Consider the following 26,998-nt stretch of genomic DNA (forward strand, 5'->3'; position numbering starts at 1 on the left):
CCGGCGCTGCGAGGAACACCAAGGCGGCGGCCGATGCGGGTGGCGGTGTGAGCGCGCATCGCCGCGGTGGCGCGTCCCGAGGCGCCGGCGCGGCGGTACAGCCGGGCGCGTCCACGGGTCGCCTCGGAGGCGCGCACCACGACGGGCAGCGGCTCGCGGACGAGCGGTCCGAAGCGGCGCGCCTTCCACAGCGCTGCCACGACCACGGCGAGGCCCAGGGCGAAGGCCGCCTCAAGGGTGCCAGGTGGCAAGAAGTCGGGGGAGGTCTCCACCGATGACGGGGGCTCGACGCCGTCGCCGCCGTCCCACGCGGGCACCGACGAGTCGTAGAGGTCGGCCACGTACCACTCAAGGTGGTGGTGGCGACCGAGCGTGCGCAGCGTCAGTGCCGCGTTGCCCGCCGCGTCGAGGTGCTCGTTGGTCACGATCTGCGGCGACGCCAGGATGGTGAGACGCCCCGCGTCGCGCATCACGTCCACGTACGCGTAGCCGCCGTCCGGGTGGGGGAAGCAGGCGACCACGTCGGCCCCGGCGATGCCGGTGACCAGGTCAGGTCCCACGTCGATCTGCTCGGCGGCCAGGGCGTCGGGATCGTCGCAAGCAGCGGGGGCGCGCACGCTGGCGCCCCACGAGGAATCCCAGGCAAGGCCCGTGTCCGTCTCGGTCAGCACGCGGTCATCCGCGCCCAGGAACACTAGGTCGCCGGGGTACTCCAGGAGCGCGTCGATCTGGAAGTCCTGAAGGAGGTCGGGCGTCGCCACGACCAGCGTGGTGTCCGCCGGATCGGTGACCCTGATGGACCCGAGCGTCGAGGCCTTGCGGACGTCCACACCCTGGGCGCGCAGAATCTCCGCTGCGGCCCGAGCGCCGTCGGGCGTGGCGTTGCCGGGGGACAGGGGCGTGTAGTCCTGGGGGCGCGCGGACCACACCAGCACCACCACGATCGCCACGAACAGCACCGCGGCGATCAGCGCTCCGGGGCGCTTGCGGGCGCGTGACGCGACCGAGGGGCGCTCGGTCGCGCGCGCGTAGTCCACGCTCATGCGGAGGCCTCCGAGACGGCGGCGGCCCGTCGCGCCGAGCCCAGCGCCGCGTAGGTCGACAGCGCGCGCTCCCACGCGCGGGAGGTCAGCCCGCCCGAGCCGTAGCGTGCCACATCGAAGTCGGTCGCCACCTGGGTCACCGCGAGGGCCTCGTGAGGCACCGCGGCGCCGATCGCGCGTGCCGCTTCGTCGGCTGTCATGCCGTCGGCGACGTCGACCACGCGGCGATCATCGAGCCTTGCGCACGGTGGCGCGGAAGATCTCGGTGACGGCGAGGTCCCAGTCGCCGCGGTCGGCGGCACCGCGCGCGGCGGCCTCCATCTCCTCGGCACTGCGGGCGTCGTCTTCCCACACGGGAGCCGATGCCGCGGCGGCTCGCGACCGGCGCATCGGCCCCATGACGAGCCATACCACGAGACCGATGAGCGCGGCGATGAGCACGATCACGGCGATGGTGCCGCCGGGCGAGAAGCCCACGCCGAAGTCACCGAAGCCGTTGATGAAGTCCTGAATCCAGCGGGAGATCGAGTCGAGCCACGTCGAGGGCTCCGTCTGATACTCGGACTTGGCGAGGCTCCTCGGTGGCCCAGCGACGCGCTTCGTCGGCGTCCGGCTCCACCGGAATGGTGAGGTGCATGTGTCAGGCCCGTCCGGCGGCGCGCGCCTCGGCGGCTCGCGCCAGGTCGATGTCAAATCCCTCGTGGCGCATGCGCAGATCGATGTAGATCAGCGCGAAGACCGCCCCGAGGTAGGAGTAGACCATCAGCATCGACAGCACGTAGGCGAGACCGTAGACCACGAAGAACGCGATGCCGAAGATCACATCGGACTCGGGGGCGATGGCACCGACGGCTAGCGCGCCGAACTGTCCGACGTTTTGGACCACACCCGCCGCGATGTTGATCAGCAGCAGCGTGACGAAGGCGATCAGGATCGACCACCAGAAGCGGCCCTTGATGAGGGAGAAGGTCCGCTTGAGGCCCGCCCCGATAGAGACGTCTTCCAGCACGATGAGGGCGCGCGCGATGCCCTGCAGCAGCGTGATCGCGAGGAACACGGGCACGCACAGCGCGAAGGCGACGAGGGTGAGCAGGATGCCGATGGCGATCGCTCCACCATCGCCGGTGATCAGCAGGAGGAGAGGAAGCAGCGCCAGGCCTCCGACCACACACATCGAGGCGAAGGCGGTGAGGTACAGGAGCACCAGCGACCCGAGGCGACGGCGCACCTGCCGCCAGGCGGTTCCGATGGTGATGCGCTCGCCCAGCACGGCGCGAGCGACGCCGGGGGCAATGATCGAGCTCGACAGCACATCGGCCAACAGCATGCACGCCACCGCGATCACGATGAGTCCGATGGATTCGCCCGAGATTCCCGACATGGTGGGCGCGACGGACAACAGGCCGAGCCGAGGGTCGTTGAACACGACCCACAGCGCGGTAAGGGTGAGGATGGTGGAGACGAGGGTGAACAGCAAGGGCGCGCCGAGCATGACGCCCCGGTTGTACCGGATCGCGCGGAAGGGGACGCTGAGGAAGTCCCCGAACGACATCGGCTTGAGCGCAAGGATGCCGGGCTGCCACGAACGGTAGGTGGGCGCCGCGTAGGTCGGCACGGACGCGCTCGACGTCGTGTACTGCGCGGGGCCAGGCGCGGCGTGAGGGGGGACGGGTGCGCCGGGCCCAGGGCCGGCACCCGGCTGCGCCGCGGCACCGGACTGGCCCGATGCCGGGGTCACCCATGCGGGCACTCCGGAGTCGGGTGTTGCGCCCGGCCACTGGGGCGGCGCGGTGGGGTCCTGCGGTTCGACGTTCGACACGTGCATCCTCCCTGACCGGCCCTATCCTGCCACGCGGGTGCGACGCGGCGCGGGGTCCTGGGGGCCGGGACGTGTCGCATGGCAAGATGGCGGCATGACGGCACGTATCTTGGTGGTCGATGACGATCCCGCTGTCGCAGAGATGATCGGCATCGTCCTGCGCGGCGACGGCTTCGATCCGATTTTCTGTGACCATGGCGACCGCGCGGTGGACGTGTTCCGCGCGGAACAGCCGGACGTGATCCTGCTCGACCTCATGCTGCCCGGACGGTCGGGCATCGACATCTGCCGTGAGATCCGCGGCGAGTCCGGCGTCCCCATCATCATGTTGACCGCGAAGTCGGACACCGTGGATGTGGTGCTTGGCCTGGAGTCCGGCGCGGACGACTACATCCCTAAGCCGTTCAAGCCGCGAGAGCCTGATCGCGCGTGTGCGCGCTCGCCTCAGGCGCCACGACTCGGCCGCGGCGCCGGTGCTGCGCATCGGCGACCTCGAGATCGACGTCACCGGTCACCGTGTCACCCGCGACGGCGACCTGATCCCGCTGACGCCGCTCGAGTTTGACGTGCTCACCACGCTCGCCCGCGCGCCTGGCCAGGTGTTTACTCGCGAGGTGCTCCTCGAGGACGTCTGGGGGTATCGCCACGCGGCGGACACCCGCCTCGTCAACGTCCACATCCAGCGACTGCGCGCCAAGATCGAGCGTGATCCCGAGAACCCGGAGATCATCCAGACCGTGCGCGGCGTCGGGTACAAGGCAGGCAGCCACACGCCGTGAGAGTTTCGGCGCGCGCCATCGGCGCCGCGCTCGTCGCCCCGGTGAGGTCAGCGACTCGCCGGTGGTCGCGGTCGATGTCGTTGCGCATCGTCACGACCACGCTCGTGATCGGCATCGGCACGGTCATGCTGCTGGGGGCGTATGCCACCACCCAGATCCGCGACGGACTCGTCGAGGACCGCGTCGACCGTGTGCTGGCGGAGTCCGCCCGCGACGCGGCGACCGCGCAGGACCTCGCGTCGTCGACCACCGCGGCCAACGCCGCCGACATGCAGCAGTTCGTGCTTGACCTCCTGATCGAGCCTGCGGTCCGTGGGCGGGTCGCAGCGCGGCATCGTGGTCCTGCGTTCTCCTGACAACACCTCGCAACTTCCACTGCTGGTGGGTGCGCTCCCGACCGGTATCGGTCCCGCCGTCTCCACCGACATGCGCGCGGCGGTGGCGGATGGTCAGTCCCTGTCGTGGCAGTTCGTCGCACTTCCCGAGTCGGAAGTGCCCGGCGTGGTGGTCGGCACCCCGCTCGATCTGGGGGTGGCGGGCCCCTACGAGCCTGTACTTCGTCTATTCGTTGTCCGACGAGCAGGACACCCTCGCGCTTATCCAGCAGGTGCTCGCGATCGGCGCCGTGGTGCTCGTGGGGCTGGTGGTCGTGATGACCTGGTACGTCACGAACCAGGCGGTGCGGCCCGTCCGGCAGGCGGCGAGGGTGGCCTCCCGCCTGGCCGAGGGGCGCCTGTCCGAGCGCATGAAGGTCCGTGGTCACGACGAGATGGCCACCCTCGCGCAGACGTTCAACGACATGGCCGAGTCGCTCCAACGCCAGATCACCCGCATGGAGCACCTGTCGCGGCTTCAGCGTCGCTTCGTCTCCGACGTCTCGCACGAGCTCCGCACCCCGCTGACGACTATTCGCATGGCTTCCGACGTGTTGCACGACGCACGCGAGGACTTCGATCCCGCCGCGGCGCGCTCGGCCGAACTGCTCAGCACCCAGGCTCGACAGGTTCGAGGCGCTGCTGGCGGACCTGCTGGAGATCTCCCGCATCGACGCGGGCGCGGCGCAGGCGGAGTTCGAGGCGATGGATGTGGGCGACTTGGTGCGCGATGAGGTCGAGGCGATGATTCCGGTCGCGGGTGGGCTCGGTATCACGCTCACCATGCGCATGGGGCCAGGGCCACATACGGCCTCCATCGATCGCCCGCGCGTGGGGCGCATCGTCCGCAACTTGTTGTCGAACGCGGTGGAACACGCGTCGCAGGCAGGCGTCGAGGTGGCCGTCGCGTCGAACCGACGCGGCGTGGCGGTGCTGGTGCGTGACTACGGCGTCGGCCTCACCACGCAGCAGGTGGATCGTGTCTTCGACCGCTTCTGGAGGGCCGATGCCGCCAGGGCGAGGACTCTCGGCGGCACCGGGTTGGGGCTGTCGATTGCGCGCGAGGATGCGCTTTTGCACGACGGCGCTCTCGAGGTCTGGGGCGCCCCGGGCCAGGGGGCGAGCTTCCGGTTGCTGCTGCCGCGCACCTCGGAGGGCCTTGGCAAGAACCCACCGCTGCCGCTGGTGCTGCGACAGGGGGCTTCGCGAACGTCGGCGAGCCTCGTGGAGTTCTCGGCCGCCGTCACGGCAGCGGCGCCGCACACGACCAGGCGCAGGCGTCGCCCGCGTCACCGCTCGAGGAGGAGGCACCGTGAGGCATGCGATGCGATACGTCGCGCTGGGGACGGCAGCGGCGCTCGTCCTGGGGGCGTGTTCCTCGATTCCGACGGACGGTCCCGTGCAGGAGGGCGACGCCGACGTTGACCCCGTCGAGCCCTTCGAGCCCATCGTCCAGGGGCCGGGCGCGACCGACGGCCCCGCGGCCATCGTGACGGGCTTCCTCACGGCCGCCGCGGGCGGCGTCGCTTCGGACTTCACGGTGGCGCGCGAGTTCCTCACTCCCGAGGCTGCGGCCACGTGGGACCCGTCCGCGCGCACGCTCGTCTACGACTCGGGTGCTGTCGCTCCCGAGTGGGACGAGAACGCGGGCACCGTCACCTATGAGGTGCCGCTTGCCGCGTCGGTGGACGACTCCGGACGCCTCACCGACGCCGCCGACGAGACGGTCGAGCGTGTCGAGTTCGAGATGGAGCAGGACGATGACGGCCAGTGGCGCATCGCCTCGCTCGCCGACGGGGTCGTGGTCTCCGAGGCGAACTTCACGGGATTCTTCCGGGCCGTGCAGTTGGTCTTCGCGACGCCAGACCTGACCACCGCCGCCCCGGAGCCGAGGTGGCTCCCGCGCGTGAATGCCGCCACGGCCGCGGCACGCGAACTCATCGAGGGGCCATCGCCATGGCTGGCCGATGCGGTGGTCACTGGCTTCCCCGCCACCGCCGCGCTCGCGGTGGAGTCGGTGCTGGTCGAGGGTGGCGTCGCGACGGTCGACCTCACGGCCCAGTCAGCGGGCACGCCCCAGGAGCGTGCGCTTGCTGAAGAGCAGTTGACCATGACGCTTGGCTCGCTGCCAGACGTCACCGACGTCGACGTGCGCATTGGCGGTCTTCCCATCGCGGCAGACGACGAGGTGGAACTGGAACAGCCGCCCGTGCCCGAGGCGACGGCGGCGGTGCTCGTGAATGACCGACTCGGTCTGTGGGACGGCGACGACCTGGTGGTGCCGGATGGGACGGGTGCCGTGGCCGCCGACGCCTACGGCCTTGCGTTGTCCTACGACGGCACCGAGGCGGCGTTCGTCACGGACGGTGTCGGAGTGCAGACCACCACGGTGTTGAGTGTGGGATTCGACGCGATGGTGCCGGTGGAACAGGCGGGTGACCTCACGGCACCCGTGGACGCCGCCACCGTGATTGAAGGCTCGAACCTCTTGCCGCCCAGTTATGACCGGTACGGCGACCTGTGGACGGTGGAGCGTGCCGGTGGCCCGCTCCTCGTGGACACGGGCCAGGGCGAACCCCTGAGCCTTGGCGACACCTGGCTCACGGGTCGCTCGGTGCTGTCGCTGGCCGTCTCTCGTGACGGCAGCCGCATCGCTGTGTTGTCGAAGGCGGGAGGGCAGGCGTCCCTCGAGGTGGCCGCGATTGTGCGCGATGCCGAGGGTGTGCCGACCGGCATCGGCGAGCCGCTCGGTGTCGGCGCAGGCATTGGGTCAGGCGTGGACATCGCGTGGACCGATGCGTTGACGGTCGCCGTGCTCGGGGAGCCGGTCGATGGCACCGCGTCGCCGTTGTGGTTGGCGAGCGTGGGCGGATTCACCACCGCGCTCGTCACCCTGCGCAACGGGAACACGGTGACCGCGAGGTCCGGAGAATCGTCGCTCGTCGTGGTGGGCGAGGACGGGACCGTCGAGGAGCGCGCCGGTACCTCGTGGGCGACGGTCCTCGAGGGCGTGGAGGACGTCGCCTACGCGGGCTGAGCGCGTCGTCCCCAGCCGCGGCCCGCATCGGCCGTTGTCAACGTCTCGCTGCGCATGCCGTGAGAACGTGCGCACGCCGTGGCACCGTCGCCCCATGGCTGGAACGCGCAGGGCCATCGAGGTGGCGACCACGGCGGTCAGGGACGTGGTGCGCGCCGTCGTGCCCGTCGAATGCCCCGGCTGTGGCGCCCTCGACGTTCGGTGGTGTGACACGTGCGCGGCCGTGTGGTGGGAGCCGCCGCTGCGTTCCGAACAACTCGCCCCGCGCCTCGACGTGGAAGGCAGGGCGCCGTTTCCCGTGTGGGCACCCGCCACGCTGGCGGGCCCCGCGCATGGCTTCATCGCCGCCTGGAAGGACGCGGGCCGCCGCGACCTTGACGCCGTGCTGGCCGATGCGATGCGCAGGTCCGCAGCCGCCGTCGCCCCCGCGCTCGCGGCGATCCCCACGCGCCTCACCGTGGTGGACGTGCCTTCGCGTCCCGGCGCCAGGCGGCGGCGAGGGCGAGACCTGGCAGCCCTCCTCGCCTCCGCCGCGGTCGAGGGGCTAGGGGACGGCGGTCTTCCGGGTGTGAAACATCGGCGTGTGGTCCGGCTCGCACACGGCGAACAGCGCGGAGGATCCGCGCGCAGGCGCTGGTCAGGCATGAGCGCGGCCGTGACCTCGGCACCCGTTCCCCAGGGTGAAGCCGTGGTGCTCGTCGACGACGTGATGACCACGGGGGCCACCCTCGCGGCCTGCCTCAGGTCGCTCGAGGGCAGGGGAGTGCCCGTCGTGGGAGCGATCGTCCTCGCCGTCGCCGATGCTGGTCGCGCGACGGCTACTTCGGGGCTAGGGTGAGAGACCACCGGCCACGTGGGCCGGCACCTTCGAGTATGGGGAGGTGATGCCGCAGGCGCGAGAGGCGCCGCAGTCACCCAAGCCCCAGGCCGCCTGGCCGCATTCAGAACTGCGAAGGAGCCTGCACCCATGGACATCGCGATTGTCGGACGTCACACCAAGGTCTCCGAGGACGTGCGAGAGAAGATCTTCGAAAAGATGGACAAGATCTCCGGTCTCGCCACCCGCGCGACCCGTGCCGAGGTCACCGTCGTCCACGAACGCAACCCCAAGGCTCTCCGGCGATCGAGAGCGCGTTGAAATCACCCTCCATGGCAAGGGAGGGGTGATGCGTGCCGAAGCCTCGGCCGACGACCGACTGGTCGCGCTGGAGAAGGCATCGATCCGCATCACCGAGCAGTTGCGCAGGCTCCACGAGCGCCGCGCCAAGCGCCACGTCGGAAAGCCATCGCTGCACGAGGTGGTGACGGACCTGCAGACCAAGGACGACCCCGCCGTCACGGCAGGCGAGGGCGCGGTCGAATCCGTCGAGTCATGGGAGGGCGCGCCCGACGACGCCACGCGTGAGGTCGCGATCGATGGCACCCCCATCGTCATCCGCTCCAAGACCCACGCCGCCGCCCCGATGACGGTGGCAGAGGCGATCGACCAGATGGAACTCGTGGGCCATGACTTCTTCCTGTTCCACGACGCCGACTCCGACCTCCCCTCGGCGGTCTACCGCCGTCGCGGATGGACCTACGGAGTGCTGCACCTTGAGGCGGCACCGGTGCACGACGAGGCACTCGAAACCGTCTAAGCGTTGACGCGCCAGGAGCGCACGCCGGTACTGTGCCGGCGTGCGCTCCTCTCATTTTGGCCTCGTGGTGCTCGCGGCTGTGCTGTGGGGCACGGGAGGCGTGGCGGGGGCCCTGCTCGCCGACCACTCGGACGTGCCTGCTGTCTCCGTCGCGATGTGGCGCATGGTCATCGCCGGCGTTGCCCTGACCCTTCTGCTCGCCGTCACACGGCGCCTCTCTCCGCGCTCGCTCAGCGCGCCCATGGTGCGGCGCATCCTCCTCACCGGTGCGCTCACCGCACTGTTTGAGGTCCTCTACTTTGGTGCCGTCGCGCTCGCGGGAGTGTCGCTCGCGACCCTCGCGACCATCGGCTCCGCGCCCCTTTGGGTCGCCGTGGCCGATGCCGTGGTGGGCCGCACCCGACCCGCCCCTCGCACCGTCGCGGCCCTCGCGCTCGCGCTTGCGGGACTCGTCGCGCTGCTTGGCGGGTCGATCGACGCGGGCAACGCCGCGCTCGCGGGCGTGGGCGTCGCGCTGGCCGCGGGCGCCGCATTCGCATCGCTGACCTTCGCCAACCGCCGTCCCGTGCCTGGACTCGGTGCGGTCAGGCTCACCGCGCTGTCGTTCTCCGCTGGCGGCGTGATGCTGGTGCCCGTGGCGCTCATCGGCGGCTGGGGTGTGCCCCACGGCGTCGGGGGATGGGGCTACGCGCTGGCGTTGGGCATCGTCTCGACGGCCTGTGCGTACGTCGCCTACCTCACGGGCCTGGTGACCGTGCCACCGTTCGTCGCCACGATCGTCACGCTGCTCGAGCCGCTGGTTGCCGCCGTGCTTGGTGCGCTCGTCCTCAGCGAGAGCATCGGCCCGTGGGGCATCGCCGGTGGAGCGGCACTTGCCTGCGCCATCATCCTGTTGCGCCCACAGCGAGACGGGGCCGAGGCCCCCGCCGTGACGCCCTACGATGGTTCAGGATTCCCGAGTCGTCAGGAGTAGTGACTGTGTCCGTACTTGATCGCGTCATCCGCATGGGCGAGGGCCGGACGCTGCGCCGCCTGCAGAAGATGGTCACCCTGACGAACGCCATGGAGAGCGTCTACGAAGAGCTCTCCGACGCCGAAATCCGTGCGCTCACCGACGAGTTCAAGCAGCGCTACGCCGACGGTGAGAGCCTCGACTCGATGCTCCCCGAGGCGTTTGCGGCCGTCCGCGAGGCCTCGCGTCGCACGCTCGGCCTGCGTCACTTCGACGTCCAGATCATGGGTGGCGCCGCCCTTCACGGCGGCGACATCGCCGAGATGAAGACCGGTGAAGGTAAGACGCTCGTCGCGACCCTCCCCGCGTACCTCAACGCGCTGACCGGTGAAGGCGTCCACGTCGTCACCGTGAACGACTACCTCGCGTCGTACCAGTCCGACCTCATGGGCCGCGTGTTCCGCTTCCTCGGCATGGAGACGGGCTGCATCCTCTCCGGCATGTCGTCCGAGCAGCGCCGCGAGCAGTACGCCGCCGACGTCACGTATGGCACCAACAACGAGTTCGGCTTCGACCACCTGCGGGACAACATGGCGCTCGACGTCAAGGGCCTCGTCCACCGCGGCTACCACTACGCAATCGTGGATGAGGTGGACTCGATCCTCATCGACGAGGCGCGTACGCCGCTCATCATCTCCGGACCCGCCTCGGGCGACAACGGCCGCTGGTACACCGAGTTCGCGCGCATCGCCCGCGAGCCTGGTGCTGGACGAGGACTACGAGGTCGAGGAGAAGAAGCGTGCCGTGGGCATGCTGGAGCCCGGCATCGAGAAGGTCGAGCGCGCGCTCGGCATCGAGAACCTCTACGAGCCCCAGAACACCCCGTTGATCGGCTTCCTCAACAACGCCGTCAAGGCGAAGGAACTGTTCCGCCGCGACCGCGATTACGTGGTGCAGGCAGGCGAGGTCGACATCGTCGACGAGCACACCGGCCGCCTCCTCAAGGGCCGCCGTTACTCCGAGGGCCTCCACCAGGCGATCGAGGCCAAGGAAGGTGTGCCGATCAAGGCAGAGAACCAGACCTACGCCTCGATCACCCTGCAGAACTACTTCCGCCAGTACGACAAGGCTCGCGGGCATGACCGGTACCGCACAGACCGAGGCGGCCGAGCCTTCACTCGACGTACGGCCTTGGCGTGGTGCCGATTCCGACGAACAAGCCGATGCAGCGCGTGGACCAGGCGGATCTCCTGTACAAGACCGAGGCCGCCAAGTTCGACGCCGTGATCGACGACATCACCGAGCGTCACCAGGCGGGCCAGCCCGTCCTCGTGGGCACCGTGTCCGTCGAGAAGTCGGAGAAGGCGTCGAAGGAGCCTGCGTAAGCGCGGCATCCGCCACTCCGTCCTGAACGCCAAGCAGCACGAGCGCGAGGCCAACATCGTGGCCGATGCGGGCCGCAAGGGTGCCGTGACCGTCGCCACCAACATGGCGGGCCGAGGCACGGACATCATGCTGGGCGGTAACCCCGAGTTCCGCGCCGTGCAGGAGATGGCGGAGCGCGGGCTCGACCCGAACGAGAACCCCGAAGAGTACGAGCGCGTGTGGGACGACGTCCTCGCACAGGCGCAGGCGGACGTCGCCACGGAGCACGACGAGGTTCTCGCCGCGGGCGGACTGTACGTGCTGGGTACCGAGCGCCACGAGTCTCGCCGCATCGACAACCAGCCTGCGTGGTCGTTCGGGACGTCAGGGCGACCCCGGTGAGTCGCGCTTCTACCTGTCGCTCGAGGATGACCTCATGCGCATGTTCCAGTCGGGCATGGCGGCGACGATGATGAACTCGTCGGCCATCCCCGATGACATGCCGATCGAATCCAAGGTCCTGACGCGCGGCGTGCGCTCTGCCCAGGCACAGATCGAGGGCCGCAACGCCGAGATTCGCCGCAACATCCTGAAGTACGACGACGTGATGAGCCTCGCAGCGCACCGTGCTGTACGGCCGTCGCCGCGAGGTGCTCTCTGGCGAGGACTTCTCCGAAGAGGTCAACACCTTCATCGATGATGTGGTTGCCGCGTACGTCAAGGGCACCACGGTCGTCGGCTCCGCGGAGGACTGGGACCTCGAGGCGCTGTGGAAGGACCTCCACACCATCTACCCGGTGTCCGTGACGGTTGACGAGATCCTCGATGAGGCCGGTGGCGTCGAGCGCATCAACACGGCGTTCCTCGAGCGCGAGCTCAAGGCCGACGCCCACGTGCAGTACGAGGCCGTGGAGGAGCGCATCGGCACCGACCTGATGCGTACCGTCGAACGCCAGGTGGTGCTCCAGGTGCTGGACGCCAAGTGGCGCGAGCACCTGTACGAGATGGACTACCTCAAGGAGGGCATCGGCCTGCGCGCGATGGGTCAGCGCGACCCGCTGACCGAGTACCAGCGCGAGGGCTACCAGGCTCTTCGAGGCGATGAGCGATGGCATCAAGGAGCAGTCGCTCAAGGTGCTGTTCCGGGTCGAAAAGCGTGAGAAGCAGGCCGAGGCTGCCCCCGCGGCACCGTCCGCTCCTGGCGCCTCGCGTGGCACCCAGGGTGCCGCGCAGACCCGTTCGCAGTTCACCGCGTCGTCCACGACCCCCGGCGCCCTCATGCAGGCATCGATGGGTGCGCTGACGTATTCGGGTCCGTCCGAGGACGGCTCGGCGACGGTGCGTCGCGGCGATGGTGCGGCCACGGCGCCCGGTGGTTCGGGTGCGGCGGCGAAGCCCGAGGCCGATGGCTCCACCTTCCCCGGCACCGCGAAGAACTCGCCGTGCCCCTGTGGTTCGGGCAAGAAGTACAAGGCTCTGCCACGGCAAGAACGAGGACTAAGCGCTAGAGGACTTCGATGACGGTCGCGAGCCAGCGGCCGTGATGGTCCTCGAACCGCATCGCCACCGCAACGGTGCGCGTGCCGTCGTCGACGATCGCGCACACCTCGGCGGCATCGGCGGCGGTGCGGCACACGCGTGCCCGCTTGACCCTCGCTGTGGCGGGCGCCGACACGTCCTGTTCGTGAGCGGCGCGGCGACGGGCGATCGTCCTTTGGCGTGTCAGGGCCGCACGCACCTCCGGCGCGATCCAGCGAGCGAGCGTGGTGAGGTCCTCGCCACCGCGCAGCGACTCCACCACCGCCTTCGCGAGCGTGCAGGCCAAGGGTGCGGGGTCGCCCAGCGGCTTACGGTGGCGTGCATAGGCTCCACGCTGTGGATGCCTGATGGCCGGGGTGGGGGTGGACGGGGTCGACACCGTCGCGGCGCTCATCGGTCCCACTCCGGCGGCAGGGAGAGCACGGTGCCGGGATGGATGAGCGACGGATCGTCGCCGATGGCCTCGCGGTTGTCCTCGTAGAGGAGGGGCCACGAAGCCGCGACCACCGCGGCGTCCTCGGTGCCCAGGGCGTCGGCAGTGAGGGTCCAGAGGCTGTCGCCGGTGCGTACGGTGACGGTCGACGACGGTGCCGGAGACGATGGTGCCGGAGCGGAGCGCCGCGGCTCTGCAGAGGCGACCGCCGGTGCCTCCTGGGGCGCGGCCGACCCACCGTCGGGGCCACCGCCGCGCAGCGCCACTCCCGCCAGAACCGTAGTGCGGTGGGCATCGGCGACCTCCAGCGCGGCGCGTCCCGGCACGGGTGCTGCCGCCGCGACCCATCCAGCGGACGGTGCGGGAGGCTCCACCCAGCCGGCGCCCGTGTGGACGTCGGCGGTCGCTGGCAAGGCGACAGCGGCGGCGGCCGAGGCGCCCACGGCGATGGTCACCAGTCTGCGCAGCGCGGCCGGCGTGCCCCGTGCGACCCGATGGCGCCGGTGGGCGGGGGACAGGGCGATGGTGAGGCACGCGAGGGTGAGCCAGGCGCAAGCAGCCGCACCGCACGTCGCGATGGCCGCGACGATGACGACGTCGATGCTGGGCAGCCCCGTGACCGCATGGGCCCACCACTTCCATGCGAGGACCGCGAGCCCCATCCCCACGATAGGCAGCGCGAGAAGCGCGCTTGCGGCCGCGAGGCGTGCCTTGAGGCACGGAGCCGAGGAGATGTCCCCGCTGTCGGTCGTGGGTGGCAATGCCGAGGTGGACCCCATGTGAACTCCTTTGATGCTGTTTGACCACATTTGATGTCACTAGATCTACCTTGCTGGGCGGGCGCTGTCCACCGGAGCCGGAAGCCTGTGGACGGGGCGCGCTAGCGTGTGGGCATGCGCTGGGATGCCTTGTTCGCCGACATGGCGGCTCGTGTCGACGCCGACGAGGCCGAGGGTTTTCGGGCGGAGGTCGCCGCTCGTGAACGTTCCGAGCGCGCGAGCGTACGCCTGACCGACAGGCTTGCCGCGTCCCGTGGCGTGACCCTGACCATTCACCTCAACGACGACAGTTGGTGCGCGGGCACGGTGGCCGATGGTGCCGATGAGTGGGTGCTCATCGAGGGAGACGACGGCAGGCAGCATGTGATCCCGGTACGCGCGATCGCCACCGTGGAGGGGCTTGCCGGTGCGGGTGTGGTGCGCGGGCGGGTGGAGCGCGGGCTCACGCTCGCCCACGCGTTGCGCGCCCTCGCGCGAGACCGAGCGCGGGTGGTTGCCGTGACGGCGTCAGGTCAAACGTCGGGCCTGGTGGTGGCCGTCGCTGCCGACCACGTGGACGTGGCTGAGAGGGGCGCCGCACCGGTGACGGTGGCGCTGGCCGCGCTTGTGCGGGTCACCGCCCTGTAACGGAGTCAGGCGTCGCGGGAGGCGCGCTCGCGCGACGCCGCATACTGACGCTCGATGTACGCCTCGAGGCTCGCTTGCCTCCACGCGCCAGACGCCGCGACCGCCCACCTGGATGGCGGGCAGTTCGCCGCTACGCACCAGGGCATATGCCTGTTGCGATGAGACGTTGAGGATTTCCTGAACGTCCTCGATCTTCAGGAAGCGCGGTGCCATGGCGTCATTGTGGCACGGCCGCACGCGGCGTTGGTCGAGTTTTCCACAGCGGTTGCCCGCCGTGGCGTGAGCGGGCATTCTTACCAGGCATCGGACGCAAAAGACTCGGGGGCCAGTCATGAACGTTGCCGGACCGACGGTGGGACGCCTGCGTCGACCCACCTGGCGTGATCCGCGCCTTCTCATCGGCGTGGTGCTCATCGCGCTATCCGTGGCGGCCGTCGCGATGATCGTGAGATCCGCCGATGCGACCGCGCCGTACTACGCGGCAAAGGACACCCTCGCCCCCGGCACGGTGCTGACCGCAGACGACCTCGTGGTCGCTCACGTCAAGGTCGCGTCGGACACCTATGTGGGCGCCATGGCCGAGCCTCCCGTGGGAGACGTCGTCACACGCACGGTGGGAGCAGGCGAGCTCCTCCCGGCATCGGCCCTGGCCGCCGAGGACGAGGCGGCCGTGCGCTCCATCGCCGTCTCGACGTCGCTGCCCCTCGAGGAGTCGATCGGTACCGGCTCGGTGGTCGACGTGTGGCTCACGACGGTCAACGACGCGGGGGAGGCCACCACGGTGTTGTTGGGGGACAGCCTCGTGGTCGCGGCCGTGGCGCAGGCGGACGGCGCCTTCGCCGTCGACGCGGACCAGATCGTGCACGTCTCCGTCCCCTCCGCCGACGTCGCCGCCTTTTTGCAGGCGATTGCGTCCGGTGGTGACGTGACGGTGCTCGGTTCGGGTGCGCCGTCGTGAGCGTTCCGGGCGTCATCCTAGCCGTCGCCGCGGGGCGCGAGGCCGCCATCGCGGAGGCCCTTGCCCGGCGCCGCGACCTTGAGGTGGTGCGCCGATGCGCCGACCTCGCCGAGGCCGTGGCCGCCGCACGCGCGGGCGTGGGTTCCCTGGTGGTGGTCTCCGATCATCCGCGTCTCACGCGCGACGTCGTGGCGGATCTTCGCTCTCACGCGGTCGCGGTCGTGGGCCTCCCGAGCACCCCCGAGGCGGGGGAGCAGTTGCGGCGTCTCGGCATCTCCGTCGTCGCCGCCCACGATGCCGATGCCGCCGCGGTGGCCGACGCCGTCGCGCTGGCCCTCCACGATGACAGCCCGGCGGCTGCTCCGGCGCCGGAAGAGGTGCCGCTGGCCGCGGGCGGGCGGATGATCGCCGTGTGGGGTCCCACGGGGGCGCCCGGCCGGACCACGCTCGCGCTGACCTTGGGCGCCGAGGCTCGCCTCGCGTGAGGTTCAAACTCTCGTCGTGGACGCGGACACCCACGGTGGTGCGATGGCACAAGCGTGCGGGCTGCTCGACGAATCTCCTGGTATTGCCGCGCTCGCCCGCATTGCGCAGCACGGCAGTGTGACGGCGGCCGACATCGCCGTGCATGCCCAGCGCATCGGCGACCACCTCGCCGTCGTGACGGGAATCTCTCGACCCACGCGGTGGGTAGAGCCCGGGAGCGGCGCTCGACGAGGTGTGGAATGCGGCCAGGGACGCGGCGCACGCGACGGTGGTCGATTGCGGCTTCGGTCTCGAACGCGACGAGGAACTGACCTACGACACGCGCGCGCCCCAGCGGCACGCCGCCACCCTGTCCGCGCTCGAGGCGGCGGATGTGGTGGTGGCGGTCGGAAGCGCCGAGCCGCTCGGTATCCAGCGCCTCATCCACGGTCTCGCGGACCTGCGCGAGGCGGGGATCACACAGCCCGTCGTGGTCGTGAATCGTGTGCGGGCCGATGTCGCGGGTTCGCGCCCCGACGAGGCGGTGGCGGACGCCCTCACGCGCTACGCGGGTGTCGAGCGCGTCTGGACGTTGCCGTGGGACCCCACGGCCGCCGATGCGGCCACGCTGGCAGGCAGGACACTCGTGGAGCGGGCTCCCCGTTCGCGCCTGCGCAGGGCCATCGCTGGCCTCGCGCAGTTCCTGAGCGACGACCCGACCTGGCCGGCATCGGCGCGGACGGTGCCCGCGCCACCCGCGGCGCTGTCACACTGACGTCATGCGCGTGTACGTACCGGCAACCTTTGCGGACCTGGAGACCATCTCCCGGGGCCTGTTCGAGCCCGCGCGGGGCTACGCGCTCACGCATCGGATGCTCGAGATCTCGTCGCTCGATGACGAGGAGGAGATCGCGGAGCAGGTGCGGGACGCCGCCGCCTGGGCGTCGGTCAAGGACCTCGGATCGCCCGTGCGCGTCGTTATCGTCGTCGACCACCCGCGTGCAGACGTCGAGGAACTCGCGGGTGAACACCCTGCCGCGGTCGCCCTCCAGGGGCGCATCGGGGTGGCCGAGATCGCCTGCGCGTTCATCGACGAGCCCGATGCTGTGGCCGATGTGCGGTCGGCGCTCGACGGCGGCGAGGACGCCCGCGAAGCCCTCGAGGCGAGAGACCTGCTGTGGTGGGGTCCGGGTGAGTTGGGGTCGGTGCCCGCCCCGGACGCGTCCTCGTCAGGGGCGTAGGGCCTCGACCATCGCCGCGTGAAGGATGCCGTTGGAGGCGATGGCATCGCCCCCGTGCGGGCCGGGTACTCCGTCGAGTGACGTGAAGGTGCCGCCTGCCTCGGTCACGATCGGCACGAGCGCCGCCATGTCGTGCAACGCGAGTTCCGGCTCAAAGGCGGCGTCGACGGCACCCTCCGCCACCATCATGTACGACCAGAAGTCGCCGAAGGCGCGCGTGCGCCATACGGTGCGCGACAGGCTCGAGGAACGCCTCGAGGCGGCCCCGCTCCTCCCAGCCCGTCAGCGACGAGTACGAGACGCTCGCCGCCGCCAGGGTGTCCGTGCTCGACACCCGCAGCGCCACGGCATCGGCCGGGCCCAGGCCCCGCCACGCGCCCTCCCCGATGGCGGCGAACCAGCGCCGACCGAGCGCCGGGGCGCTCACCACCCCCACGACCGGCTGGCCGTCCACGAGCAGCGCGATGAGGGTGGCCCACGCGGGGACGCCGCGGATGAAGTTCTTGGTGCCGTCGATGGGGTCCACCACCCACTGACGCGGGCTGTTGCCACTGGCGCCGAACTCCTCGCCAAGAATCGCATCTCCGGGACGGGCGGCCTCGAGGTGCTCGCGGACGATGCGCTCGGCGGCGCGGTCGATTGCCGTCACCGGGGTCTCGTCGGCCTTGAGTTCTACGGTGAGCGACGCTGGGTCGGCGTTCGCCATGGTGAGGTCGTCGACCTCGTCCGCGATGGCGAGCGCAAGCAGGAGGTCGTCGGCGTGGACTCCGGAGGGCTGCATGGCGCCAGGCTACCGGTGTCCTCCGCTCCACCCGCAGCCCAGCCTCCCCTCCCTCTTCCGTCACATGGATCCCTGTGGTGCGCCTCAGGCCTGAGACGAGACAAATGGATCCATTTGACCCGGGGGGCGGGGCGGTCGCCCTTGACGCGCGAGAAGGAATGCGCTTACCGTATGAGAAACCGGTTTCCGACCGTCCTCAACGACGAGGGCGCGGCCGTTCGAGATTCTCAATGGGGAGATTCATGACACCGACCGTCGCACGATTCCGCACGCCGATCGCCGTCCTCACGGCGGCGGCACTGAGCCTCCTGGGCGTGACCTCCGCCGCGGCGGCCGGGCCCGACGGGGCGCTCGACGCCTCCGACCTCGGCCCGGGCGCGTACGCCTTCGACACCGTGGTGGGGGACTTCACGCTCCGCGCCACCGCGGCCAAGGGCGTGACCGTCGACGCAAGCGACAGGCTCTCGGACCGCGGCGACGTGTACACCCAGCGCGTCAAGCTCAACGGCTCGGGCGACGCCGCCCAGCGCTCCGTCGCGTTCACCGCCGACGGCCCCGCCGAGGTCATCGTCCACGCGCGCAGGCTCGAGCGGCACCGCGGACCGCGCCCTCGCGCTGTTCGACGAGGCGGGCACGGAGGTAGACCGCGTCCCCGCGCTCGCCGACGACGACGGCGCCCCGATCGTGACCGAGACCCTCGACGTTCCCGCCGCGGGCGAGTACTGGATCGCCTCGCCCTCGTCCGGCGTCAACGTGTACTACCTGCAGGCTCGGCGCCGATGCGCCGGTGGACCGCGCCGCGTGGGCCGACGTCGTTGCACCGGTTGTCGACTCCGTCGTGCTCGACCCCGACGACCCGTCCCGCCTGCTCGTCACCGCCACGGGCCTCGTCGGCACCGACGGCGCCGACCTCGCCCGCGCCACCCTGATGGACGCGGCGGGCACCGTCGTTGACCGTGCCCTCAACGCGACCGACGGGGCATCGTCCAGCCTCGCCCTCACGCCCCCGGCCTCGGGCGCCTACACGGTGCAAGTGGCACTCACCCGCGCGGGGGAGCCAGACTCGCTCGTGTCCGATGCGGTGGCCGCGCCCGCGTTCTCCCTGCCCCTGGCGGCCCCCGAGGTCACCGGCGCGCTCACCACGGCGGTCGCAGCCGGCGGCGCCACGGTGACCCTCGACTGGACCGCAGTGAAGGAGGCCGAGACCTACTCCGTCGAGGTCGACGGGGGAGGAGGCTTCGTCGAGGCCGTTGCCGGCGTGGCGGGCACTAGTGCCGACCTCACCGGTCTGACCCCCGGCGCTTCCTACCAGGCGCGCGTCGTCGCCCACCGAGGCGAAGACTCGGCGACGGGGCCCGCGGCCCAGGTCGACGTGGCCGTCGCCGTCGAGCGCTGGCTCAGCGCGGACATCGGGTCCAACGCCGGCACCGGCGGCTCGATCACCGACAACGGCGACGGCACCATCACGTTTGATGCGCGCGCCAGGCTCCACCAAGTTCGCCTCCTCCGAGGACGGCTTCCAATACTTCTACACCGCCGTCGACCCGGCCACCGAGAACTTCACCCTGACCGCGACCTTCCGCGTCGACGACGCCGCGGCCAAGGACAACCAGTCAGGATTCGGCGTGATCGCAGTCGACGACCTCGTGGCCGGATCCTCGCCCGACCGCTACTTCAACTCTGCCGGCGCCCTCGTGACCCGCTACGGCGAGGGCACCGTGAGCGTCGTCGACGGCATGCCCGGCGCCCGCTTCGTCAACGGCTATACCGGCGCGACCGACGACAACACCGCGGGCGCGCGCGACGCGAGCGGCTCCGCGGTCTTCGACCCTGCCTACCGGGCCGAGGCATCGGGCCCCAAGTTCGCCACGGGCGACACGTACACGCTCTCCCTGCGCCGCTCCAACACCGGTTTCCACGCCGTGTGGGACCGCAGCGCGGACGGCGGCGAGGTGCACGAGGTCATCGAGTACGACCCCGACGCGCTGCTGGTGCAGGACGGCGGCGCGTTTTATGTCGGCATGGCCGTGGCTCGAAAGATCGCCGTCACGGTCACCGATTGGGAGTTCACCACCATCGACCCGTCCGATGACGAGCCCGCCCAGCCACGGCCCATTGAGCAGGTATCGACGTCGCTCAAGGTCGACGTCACCTCGACCACCCCCGAGCGCGAGCCTGGACATCCCGCTCGTGGCCGACTTCTACGGCACCGGCCAAATCCTCGATGCCGACGGCGACGTGGTGGTCGACGGACTCGCCCTCGTCCCCGGGGAGCGGGCGCTCGGCACCGTCGCACTCGAGCCGGGCGACAACCGCTTCACGGCCCGCGCCATCCCCGACGTCGACCAGCCGCAGGCTGGACGAGTTCGAGGAGCCTCGCGTCGATGGACCCTGTCGACGAGGAGGTCACGGTGACCGTGCGCTCCTACGGCGAGCCCGGCCAGTCGCTGTGGGTCGCCCCCGACGGCACCGCCGACGGCGACGGCACCCGCGCCCGTCCCCTCGACCTCCACACGGCCGTGGCCTTCGCGCAGGCCGGGCAGCAGGCCGTGCTCGAGGGCGGCACCTACACGCCCAGGAGCGCGATCGTCGCCGACCGCGGCCACGACGGCACCGAGGCCGCCCCCATCGTGCTGATGTCCGAGCCCGGCGAGCGCGCGGTGCTCGACCTTTCGGGCTCGTCGGGCGGCGGCATCAACCTGCGCGCCGACTGGTGGCACGTGTACAACCTCGAGATCACGGGCTCGCGGGACAAAGCGAAGCCGATGCTCGTGCAGGGCCACCACAACATCGTCGAGCGCGTGGAGTCCCACCACAACCAGGACACCGGCATCCAGATCTCCGGGTTGTCGGCAGAGCCTCCGTCGATGTGGCCCTCGGACAACCTGGTGGTGTCCTCGATCGCGCACCACAACGCCGATGCCGGCGGCAACGACGCGGACGGCTTCGCCGCGAAGGCTCACCGTGGGCGAGGGAAACGTGTTCCGCTACAACATCGCTCACCACAACATCGACGACGGCTGGGATCTCTACGCCAAGTCCACCACCGGGCCCATCGGCACCGTGGTGGTCGAAGAGTCTGTTGCGTACAACAACGGCTGGCTCACCGAGGACCCGAGCCGGACCGGTGAGGGCAATGGCTTCAAACTCGGTGGCGAGTCCATGCCGGGCGATCACCTGCTGCGCAACGCCGTCAGTTACGGCAACCTCGCGACGGGGGTGACCTCCAACTCGGGCCCCGACGTGCGGCTCGAGGACGTCACCTCCGCCGACAACGACCGCGGCATTCGCCTCGAGACCAACGCCAAGGTCACGGACTACCGCGCGAGCGGCGTCATTTCCTGGGCCAACCCGCAGGCGGACGTGCTCGGCCTCCTCCAGGACGACGCGTCGCTCCTGACCGACCCCAGCAACCACTTCGACGGCGCGGGGGTCACCGCCGCCTGGTTTGAATCGACCGACACGGGGACCGTGACGCCCGAGATTGCCGCCGACGGGTCGATTGAGATGCATGGGCTGTACGAGCTCACCGACGAGGCGGCTGCCGATGCCGGCGCACGCCTGACCCCGAACCCCTCACCCACTGTCATCGAGCTCCTTCCCGAGGTCGCCGGCGCGGAGCCCGGTCCTGACGCCTGGTACCCGTCGACGATCTACGTCGCCGGCGACACGGTGCAGCACGAAGGCGCGGTGTACGAGGCGCGCTGGTGGACTAGGGCGCAGGAGCCCGGCGCAAGCGCCTGGGGCCCGTGGGTGCTGGTGGGCACGGCCGATGCCCCCGCTGCCTTGGGCGAGTGCGCCGCCGCGTGGGATGCGGGCGCCGTGTACCTCCCGGGGGACGCCGTCAGCATCGACGGGGTGACCTACGACGCCCAGTGGTGGACGCGGGGTCAGGAGCCCGGAGCGAGCCCGTGGGGCCCGTGGACCGCCGTGGAGGCGTGCGAGTAACAGTGCCTCATTCGCGGAGTCCAGTGCGGCCGGGCAAGCGGGAGGCCTTCGGTCGCGCGGCGCTACGGGGCCGACAGGGCGGTGGACTCGCGCTCGACGAGCGTGAACTCGGCAACCTCTCGCCTGCCGGGTGTCGGATCGTCGGGGTTCTCGATGCGCTGCATGAGCATGCCGACGGCCGATGCTGCCAGTGCACTCACCCCGAGATCGATGGTCGACAGCGACGGCACCGACAGTTGGCCCTCGAGCACGCCATCGAAGCCCATGACCTTGACCTCTCGGGGGCAGTTCACGGACCGGTCCGCGAGGCCGCGCAGCGCGCCAAGGGCCACGGAGTCCGTCATGGCGAAGACGCCGTCGAACCCGATCCCTGCGTCGATGGCTTCGACGACCGCGCGCCTGGCGTCGAGGGAGTTCCAGTCGCATGGCAGGGGGATGCCCTCGACGTGGGGGTTGGCGGTCACGGCGCCGAGGGCGCCAAGCCAGCGAGTATCGGCGGTCATCGGGGAGACGTGGGGTTCGTCGACGCCCTCGCGCGTGCCCAGGATCAGGATCCGGCGGCACCCGCGATCGATGAGGTGCTGGCATGCGGCGGCCGCGCCGGCCTCGTTGGGGAGCACACGATGTCGAGCATCGTGTCCGTAATGTGTTCGTCGAACAGCACCACCTTGGAGTGCTGAATCTCCTGCTCCACTTCGTGGATATCGAGGCCGAGGGCGCACATGATGACGCCGTCCACGATGCTGCCCGGCAGGTCGTGAAGGATGGTGCGCTCGACCTCTGGGCGTGACTGCGTCTGCTGGACGACCACCCTCACGCCCTGCCGGGCGGCGGCGGTGGTGACCTCTGCCGCAAAGTGGGCGGGGAACGGCATGTCGAGTTCGGGAACGGCGAGCGCGATGACCCCCGTGCGCCCCGAACGCAGGCCCTTGGCAAGCACGTTCACGCGGTAGCCGAGTTCGGAAGCGGCGCGCAGGACCCGGTCGCGCGTGGGCGGGGCGACATTGTCCTTGCCGCGCAGGGCGTTCGACGCGGTCATGGTCGAGACGTTCGCCGCTCGAGCGACGTCGGCGAGAGTGACCACGGCATCCTCCTCAGATGGGGCGGGTGGCCCCGCGGCGAACCTACTACGAGAGACCCTTGCGAGAGCGATTGTATCGATATAGTGTATCGTTAAAATCGCGACTCATCAGGGAGCCGCACACACGGGGACTGCAAGGGAGCACTCACCATGACCATGATTCGCACCTCCACGCGCGTCACCACGGCAGCCGCCGTGACCGCGCTCGCGACATTGGGCCTCGCCGCATGCACCGGCGCCACGGACGAGGCCGACACCACCACCATCTCGTACCTCTCGTGGAACAGCGAGGCCGACGCACAGCCCGTGATCGACGCGTTCGAGGCCGAGCACCCGGACATCACCGTCGACCTCGCCTACTCGCCGCCCGTCGCCGAGTACATCCAGACCCTCCAGACCCGCATCGCGGGCGGCCAGGCCCCCGATGTCTTCCGCATCGCACCCGAGAACCGTGCCACGCTCATCTCGGAGAACCTGGTCGCCGACCTCTCCGACCTCTCGTTCGTCGACACCCTTGCGGACGCCAACCGCACGGCGTACACCTCCGATGACAAGGCTTTACGGCGCCTCGTTCGGGGCCTGGGTCGCGGGAGTGGTCTACAACAAGGACCTGCTCGCCCAGGTGGGCGTCGACGAGGTACCTACCGACTGGGACGGCTTCCTCGAGCCTGTGCCACACCCTCCAGGATGCGGGAATCACCCCCTACCTCGAGTCCGCCTCCGAGCCTGTCGCGCATCTTCCAGGGCTTCCTGGGAGACGGCTACGCGGCCGACGGCAACGCCGTGGGGGAGGCCATCATCTTCGACGGCGAGTCCACCTTCGCCGAGGAGTGGCCCGAGCCAATGACCCAGTGGATGCGCATCTACGACGAGGGCATCGTGGGCGCCGAGACCATCAGCCTCACCGGAGACCAGGTCCGCGACGAGTTCGTCGCAGGCAACGTCGCGATGTACATCACCGGACCCTGGGACCTCGCCACCCTTGACGAGAGCGGCATCGACTACGGGATGACCTTCCAGCCGGGCATCGGCGGCGAGAACGTCGGCGCAGGCGCGAGCGACCCCGGCTTCGCCATCTCGTCGTCCGCCGAGGGTGCCGAGCTCGAGGCCGCCAAGGAGTTCGTCGAGTGGCTCGCGACCCCCGAGGCGCTTGCGCTGCAGTCCGAGCATTGGGGAAGCATGAGCACCTCGACCGCCTACGACACCGAGGTCAACCCCGCCTACACCCAGGCTCTACACCGAGTCGCTCAAGACCTCGCAGTTCTACCTGTCGATGGAGCACTGGCTCGCTGGCGCCGAGCCGCTGCAGGTCGAGGCACAGGCGCAGCAGCAGTTGCTGATCCAGGGCAGCGTGACCGCGGATGAGGTCGCCGCGGCCATGGACACGAAGCTCGGCAACCTCTGATTCCAGCGTGTGACGGGCCGGCTTGGTGCCCCGTGACCGAGCCGGCCCTCACCGCGAGGTGACCCCTATGGACAGCACTACCGATGCCTGGCTGCGCAATCGACGCCGCCTTCGCCTGACGCAGACCGCCACCAGCGGAGCCTTCTTGCTCCCCATCATGGCCGTGTTCGTCATCCTGTTCGCCGTGCCCTTCGCACAGACGATCTACTACGCCTTCACCGACTTCTCCGGCTACTCCACGGACGTCTCCTTCGTGGGTTTCGCGAACTACGCGAAGGTGTTCGCCGACCCCGCCCTCATGCAGGGCCTCGCCTTTACGCTCTTGTACGCGATCGCCACCACCGTGCTCATCACCGTGTGCGCGATCCCGCTCGCGATCGCGCTCAATCAGCGGTTCGTGGGACGCAACGCCGTGCGGTCGGTCTTCTTCTTCCTGTCCGTGCCGTCGATGGCCATCCTCGGCATCGTCTGGCAGTACATCTTTTCCCCGCTCGACAGCGGCGTGCTCAACACCATCGTCCGCAGCCTCTTCGGCGCCGATGCCGTGCTGTGGCTGTCCGAATCGTCGCTCGCCAGGGGCTGCGTGATCTTCGTCGGCGTGTGGGCCGGTGTCGGCTGGCACGCCACGCTGTACCTCGCCTACCTCCAGGCCGTGCCGCGTGACCTCTATGAGCAGGCGGAGGTCGACGGGGCCAATGCCTGGCAGAAGTTCGTGGCGATCACGCTGCCTCAACTCATTCCGTGCATCGTGGTCTCGACCTTCCTGCTGATGACCGCCGGACTCAAGGTCTACGACCTGCCGTACACGCTGACCAAAGGCGGGCCAGGCTTCGCCACCAACACCTTGACGCAATCGATCATCGTCCAGGGCATCGCGCAGGGACGCGCCGACCTTGGCTCGGCGCTCGCGGTGATCTTCACCGTCGCCGTCGCGGCTGTGGTGCTCGCGCAACTGGCGCTCGCCAACCGTCTCGAAAGGACGTTGTCATGAACGGGCGCAAGGGCCGGCTTGGCCCCGTCCTCCTGTCGGTCGGGCTGCTCACGCTCGCGGCCATCGCCGCGGTGCCGCTGTACTACATCGTCGTCAGCACCTTTAAGACACCTGTCGAGATGTCGCAGTCGCCGCTTGGCCTGCCGCTGTCGCCCACGCTCGACGCCTACAAGGACGTGTTTGCCACGACACCCGTGGTCCAGTCCTTCGTCAACACCGCCATCGTGACGGCGTTCGGCGTGGGCATCCAGGTGGTGGTCGGCTCGCTCGCCGCCTACGGAATGATTCTGCGCCGCGGACGCTTCACGGCGATCGTGGGATCGCTGCTCATGGTGGCGTTCGTCATCCCCGCTCAGGCCACCCTCATCCCGCTGTACCAAATGGAGGCGAAGGTGGGCCTGGTCGATACCCTCGCCGGCCTTGTCGTGATGTACCTCGGCGGTGCGGTGTTCTGCTACTTCCTCATCGTGGGATACATGCGAAAGCCGCCTCAGGAGCTCTTCGAGGCCGCGCGCATCGACGGCTCGGGCCCGCTGCGGACCTACTGGACCATCGTTCTGCCGCTGGTGCGCCCCATCATGGCGACCGTGGTGGTGTTCCAGACCATGTGGGTGTGGAACGACTTCCTTTACCCCAACGTGTTCATCTCGTCGAGCGACAACCGCACCATCGTGCTGCAGGTCTACAACGCGGTGGGGCAGTTCACCACGAACTGGCCGGCGTTCATGACGCTGACGGTGATCGCACTGATCCCCGTGGTGGTGTTCTTCATCTTCTGCCAACGCTGGATCGTGGCAGGGCTCGCCGCCGGGAGCGTGAAGGGATGACGGCGTCCAAGACCTCGCACGGCTCGCCGATCGACCGGCTGTTGGGCGACCCCGACCTGACGTACTTCGATGGCCGCTACTGGCTGTACGCGACCAATGACGGCGTCGAAGGCTGGGTGAACTCGACGATCAACGCCTTCTCGTCGACGGACCTGGTGACGTGGGTGGACCACGGTGTCGCCCTCGATTCGGTCGCCACGGTCTCGTGGGAGCGAGTGAAGGCACGGACGTGGGCCCCGGCGGTCCTCCACCTGGCCGACCGCCACGTGATCTACACGGCGGAGGATGGCAACATTGCCGCCGCGGTCTCGGCGTCCCCCGCGGGCCCGTTCGTTGACGTGGGGGCGCCCCTGGTTCCCGCAGGATCATTGCCCGGCTATCAGATCGACCCCGCCGTGCTGCGGTTCGCCGATGAGTGGTGGCTCCTGTGGGGAAACGGCGTCGCGCATATGGCTCCTCTGGGCGCCGATGGCGTGACGCTCGACCTCGGCAGGCTCCACTCGTGGACTCCCACGGGCTTTACGGAGGCAATCGACATCAAGGAGCGTGACGGCATCTTTCATGCCACGTGGTCGGTGGGTGACACCCGCAAGCCCGACTATCGCGTGGCGTATGCGACGGCCCCGTCACCGTTTGGCCCGTGGAGCGACCGCGGCCTGTTGCTCGAGGCGAGGCCAGAGGCAGGAATCCTGTCGACGGGTCATCACTCCATCCTTCAGGTGCCTCACACCGACGAGTGGATCATCGCCTACCACCGGTGGGCGGGCGAGGACGGAGCGGGGTGGCGCCGCGAGTCGATGTTCGCGGAGGTGACCTTCGTTGACGGGGTGATGCAGCCCGTCGTCCCGAGCCACGACTGGTATCGGCTCGAACTCCCAGAGTGGCAGGCCCCGTTCGAGGAGCGGACGGGTCAGTAG

The 26,998-nt window shown here is 69.8% G+C and carries 28 protein-coding genes and 6 pseudogenes; 23 read left to right on the forward strand and 11 right to left on the reverse strand.

Features of this window, described 5'->3' with window-relative positions:
- Nucleotides 1-380 precede the first annotated feature (380 nt).
- The 5 genes and pseudogenes from QQK48_RS20060 to QQK48_RS12115 all read right to left on the reverse strand — a co-directional run.
- A pseudogene (locus tag QQK48_RS20060) lies at nt 381-1,043 on the reverse strand (DUF4350 domain-containing protein); the annotation flags it as partial.
- Nucleotides 1,040-1,264 (reverse strand): DUF4129 domain-containing protein, encoded by a 225-nt coding sequence (locus tag QQK48_RS12100; protein WP_284328613.1) that lies wholly within the window; start codon nt 1,262-1,264, stop codon nt 1,040-1,042. The pseudogene QQK48_RS20060 and the gene QQK48_RS12100, both read right to left, overlap by 4 nt.
- A 7-nt stretch (nt 1,265-1,271) precedes the next feature.
- The gene (locus QQK48_RS12105; RefSeq protein ID WP_284328614.1) at nt 1,272-1,520 is read right to left on the reverse strand and encodes a hypothetical protein; all 249 of its coding nucleotides are present in this window, start codon (nt 1,518-1,520) and stop codon (nt 1,272-1,274) included.
- Nucleotides 1,521-1,527: 7 nt separating this feature from the next.
- Nucleotides 1,528-1,680 (reverse strand): hypothetical protein, encoded by a 153-nt coding sequence (locus tag QQK48_RS12110; protein ID WP_284328615.1) that lies wholly within the window; start codon nt 1,678-1,680, stop codon nt 1,528-1,530.
- 3 nt (nt 1,681-1,683) lie between these two features.
- On the reverse strand, nt 1,684-2,862 hold the full coding sequence (locus QQK48_RS12115) for a hypothetical protein (protein ID WP_284328616.1): 1,179 nt from the start codon (nt 2,860-2,862) through the stop codon (nt 1,684-1,686).
- A gap of 94 nt (nt 2,863-2,956) precedes the next feature.
- Here QQK48_RS12115 and mtrA point away from each other — a divergent pair.
- The 11 genes and pseudogenes from mtrA to QQK48_RS20065 all read left to right on the forward strand — a co-directional run bounded on the left by mtrA (nt 2,957) and on the right by QQK48_RS20065 (nt 12,527).
- Nucleotides 2,957-3,641: pseudogene (gene mtrA / locus QQK48_RS12120) on the forward strand (MtrAB system response regulator MtrA).
- Nucleotides 3,638-3,997, forward strand: a complete 360-nt coding sequence (locus QQK48_RS12125) for a hypothetical protein (protein ID WP_284328617.1) — start codon at nt 3,638-3,640, stop codon at nt 3,995-3,997. The pseudogene mtrA and the gene QQK48_RS12125 overlap by 4 nt, the downstream one beginning before the upstream one ends.
- Before the next feature lie 212 nt (nt 3,998-4,209).
- Nucleotides 4,210-4,749 (forward strand): HAMP domain-containing protein, encoded by a 540-nt coding sequence (locus QQK48_RS12130; RefSeq protein ID WP_284328618.1) that lies wholly within the window; start codon nt 4,210-4,212, stop codon nt 4,747-4,749.
- Nucleotides 4,739-5,440: an ATP-binding protein gene (locus QQK48_RS12135; RefSeq protein ID WP_284328619.1), complete on the forward strand. Its 702-nt coding sequence runs from the start codon at nt 4,739-4,741 to the stop codon at nt 5,438-5,440. The genes QQK48_RS12130 and QQK48_RS12135 overlap by 11 nt, the downstream gene beginning before the upstream one ends.
- Entirely contained in the window at nt 5,328-7,052 is a 1,725-nt protein-coding gene (locus QQK48_RS12140) for an LpqB family beta-propeller domain-containing protein (RefSeq protein ID WP_284328620.1), read from the forward strand. Before QQK48_RS12135 ends, QQK48_RS12140 begins: the two co-directional genes overlap by 113 nt.
- Nucleotides 7,053-7,173: 121 nt before the next feature.
- Complete coding sequence (locus tag QQK48_RS12145) at nt 7,174-7,890, forward strand: ComF family protein (RefSeq protein WP_284328621.1); 717 nt, start codon at nt 7,174-7,176, stop codon at nt 7,888-7,890.
- A gap of 129 nt (nt 7,891-8,019) precedes the next feature.
- Entirely contained in the window at nt 8,020-8,190 is a 171-nt protein-coding gene (locus tag QQK48_RS12150) for an HPF/RaiA family ribosome-associated protein (RefSeq protein ID WP_284328622.1), read from the forward strand.
- A gap of 28 nt (nt 8,191-8,218) precedes the next feature.
- Nucleotides 8,219-8,689 (forward strand): sigma 54 modulation/S30EA ribosomal C-terminal domain-containing protein, encoded by a 471-nt coding sequence (locus QQK48_RS12155; protein ID WP_284328623.1) that lies wholly within the window; start codon nt 8,219-8,221, stop codon nt 8,687-8,689.
- A 40-nt stretch (nt 8,690-8,729) separates the two neighbouring features.
- On the forward strand, nt 8,730-9,662 hold the full coding sequence (locus tag QQK48_RS12160; RefSeq protein ID WP_284328624.1) for a DMT family transporter: 933 nt from the start codon (nt 8,730-8,732) through the stop codon (nt 9,660-9,662).
- Nucleotides 9,663-9,694: 32 nt separating this feature from the next.
- Nucleotides 9,695-12,143: pseudogene (gene secA / locus QQK48_RS12165) on the forward strand (preprotein translocase subunit SecA); the annotation flags it as partial.
- 153 nt (nt 12,144-12,296) lie between these two features.
- Nucleotides 12,297-12,527 carry an SEC-C metal-binding domain-containing protein gene (locus tag QQK48_RS20065; protein ID WP_348523790.1) on the forward strand — a complete coding sequence of 77 codons (231 nt, stop codon included), beginning with the start codon at nt 12,297-12,299 and terminating at the stop codon, nt 12,525-12,527.
- Here QQK48_RS20065 and QQK48_RS12170 read toward each other — a convergent pair.
- Nucleotides 12,511-12,939: an Rv3235 family protein gene (locus QQK48_RS12170; protein WP_284328625.1), complete on the reverse strand. Its 429-nt coding sequence runs from the start codon at nt 12,937-12,939 to the stop codon at nt 12,511-12,513. The genes QQK48_RS20065 and QQK48_RS12170 overlap by 17 nt on opposite strands.
- Nucleotides 12,936-13,757, reverse strand: coding sequence for a LysM peptidoglycan-binding domain-containing protein (locus tag QQK48_RS12175; RefSeq protein WP_284328626.1), 822 nt, complete (start codon nt 13,755-13,757; stop codon nt 12,936-12,938). The genes QQK48_RS12170 and QQK48_RS12175 overlap by 4 nt, the downstream gene beginning before the upstream one ends.
- A gap of 114 nt (nt 13,758-13,871) precedes the next feature.
- On the opposite strand from QQK48_RS12175, the gene QQK48_RS12180 reads away from it, so the two are divergent.
- Nucleotides 13,872-14,384, forward strand: a complete 513-nt coding sequence (locus QQK48_RS12180) for a hypothetical protein (protein ID WP_284328627.1) — start codon at nt 13,872-13,874, stop codon at nt 14,382-14,384.
- 5 nt (nt 14,385-14,389) lie between these two features.
- On the opposite strand, the pseudogene QQK48_RS12185 reads toward QQK48_RS12180, so the two are convergent.
- Nucleotides 14,390-14,597 (reverse strand): annotated as a pseudogene (locus QQK48_RS12185) (helix-turn-helix domain-containing protein).
- 118 nt (nt 14,598-14,715) lie between these two features.
- Between QQK48_RS12185 and QQK48_RS12190 the strand changes: the two are divergent.
- The 4 genes from QQK48_RS12190 to QQK48_RS12205 all read left to right on the forward strand — a co-directional run bounded on the left by QQK48_RS12190 (nt 14,716) and on the right by QQK48_RS12205 (nt 17,048).
- Nucleotides 14,716-15,342, forward strand: a complete 627-nt coding sequence (locus tag QQK48_RS12190) for an SAF domain-containing protein (protein WP_284328628.1) — start codon at nt 14,716-14,718, stop codon at nt 15,340-15,342.
- Nucleotides 15,339-15,827, forward strand: a complete 489-nt coding sequence (locus tag QQK48_RS12195) for a hypothetical protein (protein WP_284328629.1) — start codon at nt 15,339-15,341, stop codon at nt 15,825-15,827. Before QQK48_RS12190 ends, QQK48_RS12195 begins: the two co-directional genes overlap by 4 nt.
- A 233-nt stretch (nt 15,828-16,060) precedes the next feature.
- Nucleotides 16,061-16,582: a MinD/ParA family ATP-binding protein gene (locus tag QQK48_RS12200; RefSeq protein WP_284328630.1), complete on the forward strand. Its 522-nt coding sequence runs from the start codon at nt 16,061-16,063 to the stop codon at nt 16,580-16,582.
- Nucleotides 16,583-16,586: 4 nt separating this feature from the next.
- Nucleotides 16,587-17,048 (forward strand): DUF6912 family protein, encoded by a 462-nt coding sequence (locus tag QQK48_RS12205; protein WP_284328631.1) that lies wholly within the window; start codon nt 16,587-16,589, stop codon nt 17,046-17,048.
- On the opposite strand, the pseudogene QQK48_RS12210 reads toward QQK48_RS12205, so the two are convergent.
- A pseudogene (locus QQK48_RS12210) lies at nt 17,037-17,829 on the reverse strand (inositol monophosphatase family protein). The gene QQK48_RS12205 and the pseudogene QQK48_RS12210 overlap by 12 nt on opposite strands.
- A gap of 242 nt (nt 17,830-18,071) precedes the next feature.
- On the opposite strand from QQK48_RS12210, the gene QQK48_RS12215 reads away from it, so the two are divergent.
- The 3 genes and pseudogenes from QQK48_RS12215 to QQK48_RS22480 all read left to right on the forward strand — a co-directional run bounded on the left by QQK48_RS12215 (nt 18,072) and on the right by QQK48_RS22480 (nt 21,777).
- Nucleotides 18,072-18,758, forward strand: coding sequence for a hypothetical protein (locus tag QQK48_RS12215; protein WP_284328632.1), 687 nt, complete (start codon nt 18,072-18,074; stop codon nt 18,756-18,758).
- A 543-nt stretch (nt 18,759-19,301) separates the two neighbouring features.
- Nucleotides 19,302-20,771 (forward strand): annotated as a pseudogene (locus QQK48_RS12220) (right-handed parallel beta-helix repeat-containing protein); the annotation flags it as partial.
- 37 nt (nt 20,772-20,808) lie between these two features.
- On the forward strand, nt 20,809-21,777 hold the full coding sequence (locus QQK48_RS22480) for a right-handed parallel beta-helix repeat-containing protein (protein WP_488798423.1): 969 nt from the start codon (nt 20,809-20,811) through the stop codon (nt 21,775-21,777).
- 62 nt (nt 21,778-21,839) lie between these two features.
- Here QQK48_RS22480 and QQK48_RS12230 read toward each other — a convergent pair whose 3' ends face one another.
- Nucleotides 21,840-22,397 (reverse strand): substrate-binding domain-containing protein, encoded by a 558-nt coding sequence (locus QQK48_RS12230; protein ID WP_284328634.1) that lies wholly within the window; start codon nt 22,395-22,397, stop codon nt 21,840-21,842.
- Entirely contained in the window at nt 22,325-22,861 is a 537-nt protein-coding gene (locus QQK48_RS12235) for a LacI family DNA-binding transcriptional regulator (RefSeq protein ID WP_284328635.1), read from the reverse strand. The genes QQK48_RS12230 and QQK48_RS12235 overlap by 73 nt, the downstream gene beginning before the upstream one ends.
- 153 nt (nt 22,862-23,014) lie before the next feature.
- Between QQK48_RS12235 and QQK48_RS12240 the strand changes: the two genes are divergently transcribed.
- From QQK48_RS12240 to QQK48_RS12255, 4 genes are all read left to right on the forward strand, one after another.
- Nucleotides 23,015-24,223, forward strand: a complete 1,209-nt coding sequence (locus QQK48_RS12240) for an ABC transporter substrate-binding protein (RefSeq protein ID WP_284328636.1) — start codon at nt 23,015-23,017, stop codon at nt 24,221-24,223.
- A 107-nt stretch (nt 24,224-24,330) separates the two neighbouring features.
- Nucleotides 24,331-25,254 (forward strand): carbohydrate ABC transporter permease, encoded by a 924-nt coding sequence (locus tag QQK48_RS12245; RefSeq protein WP_284328637.1) that lies wholly within the window; start codon nt 24,331-24,333, stop codon nt 25,252-25,254.
- Nucleotides 25,251-26,081, forward strand: coding sequence for a carbohydrate ABC transporter permease (locus QQK48_RS12250; protein WP_284328638.1), 831 nt, complete (start codon nt 25,251-25,253; stop codon nt 26,079-26,081). Before QQK48_RS12245 ends, QQK48_RS12250 begins: the two co-directional genes overlap by 4 nt.
- Nucleotides 26,078-26,998 carry a family 43 glycosylhydrolase gene (locus QQK48_RS12255; RefSeq protein WP_284328639.1) on the forward strand — a complete coding sequence of 307 codons (921 nt, stop codon included), beginning with the start codon at nt 26,078-26,080 and terminating at the stop codon, nt 26,996-26,998. Before QQK48_RS12250 ends, QQK48_RS12255 begins: the two co-directional genes overlap by 4 nt.

Source organism: Demequina litorisediminis, assembly GCF_030161615.1.
Lineage (GTDB): Bacteria > Actinomycetota > Actinomycetes > Actinomycetales > Demequinaceae > Demequina > Demequina litorisediminis.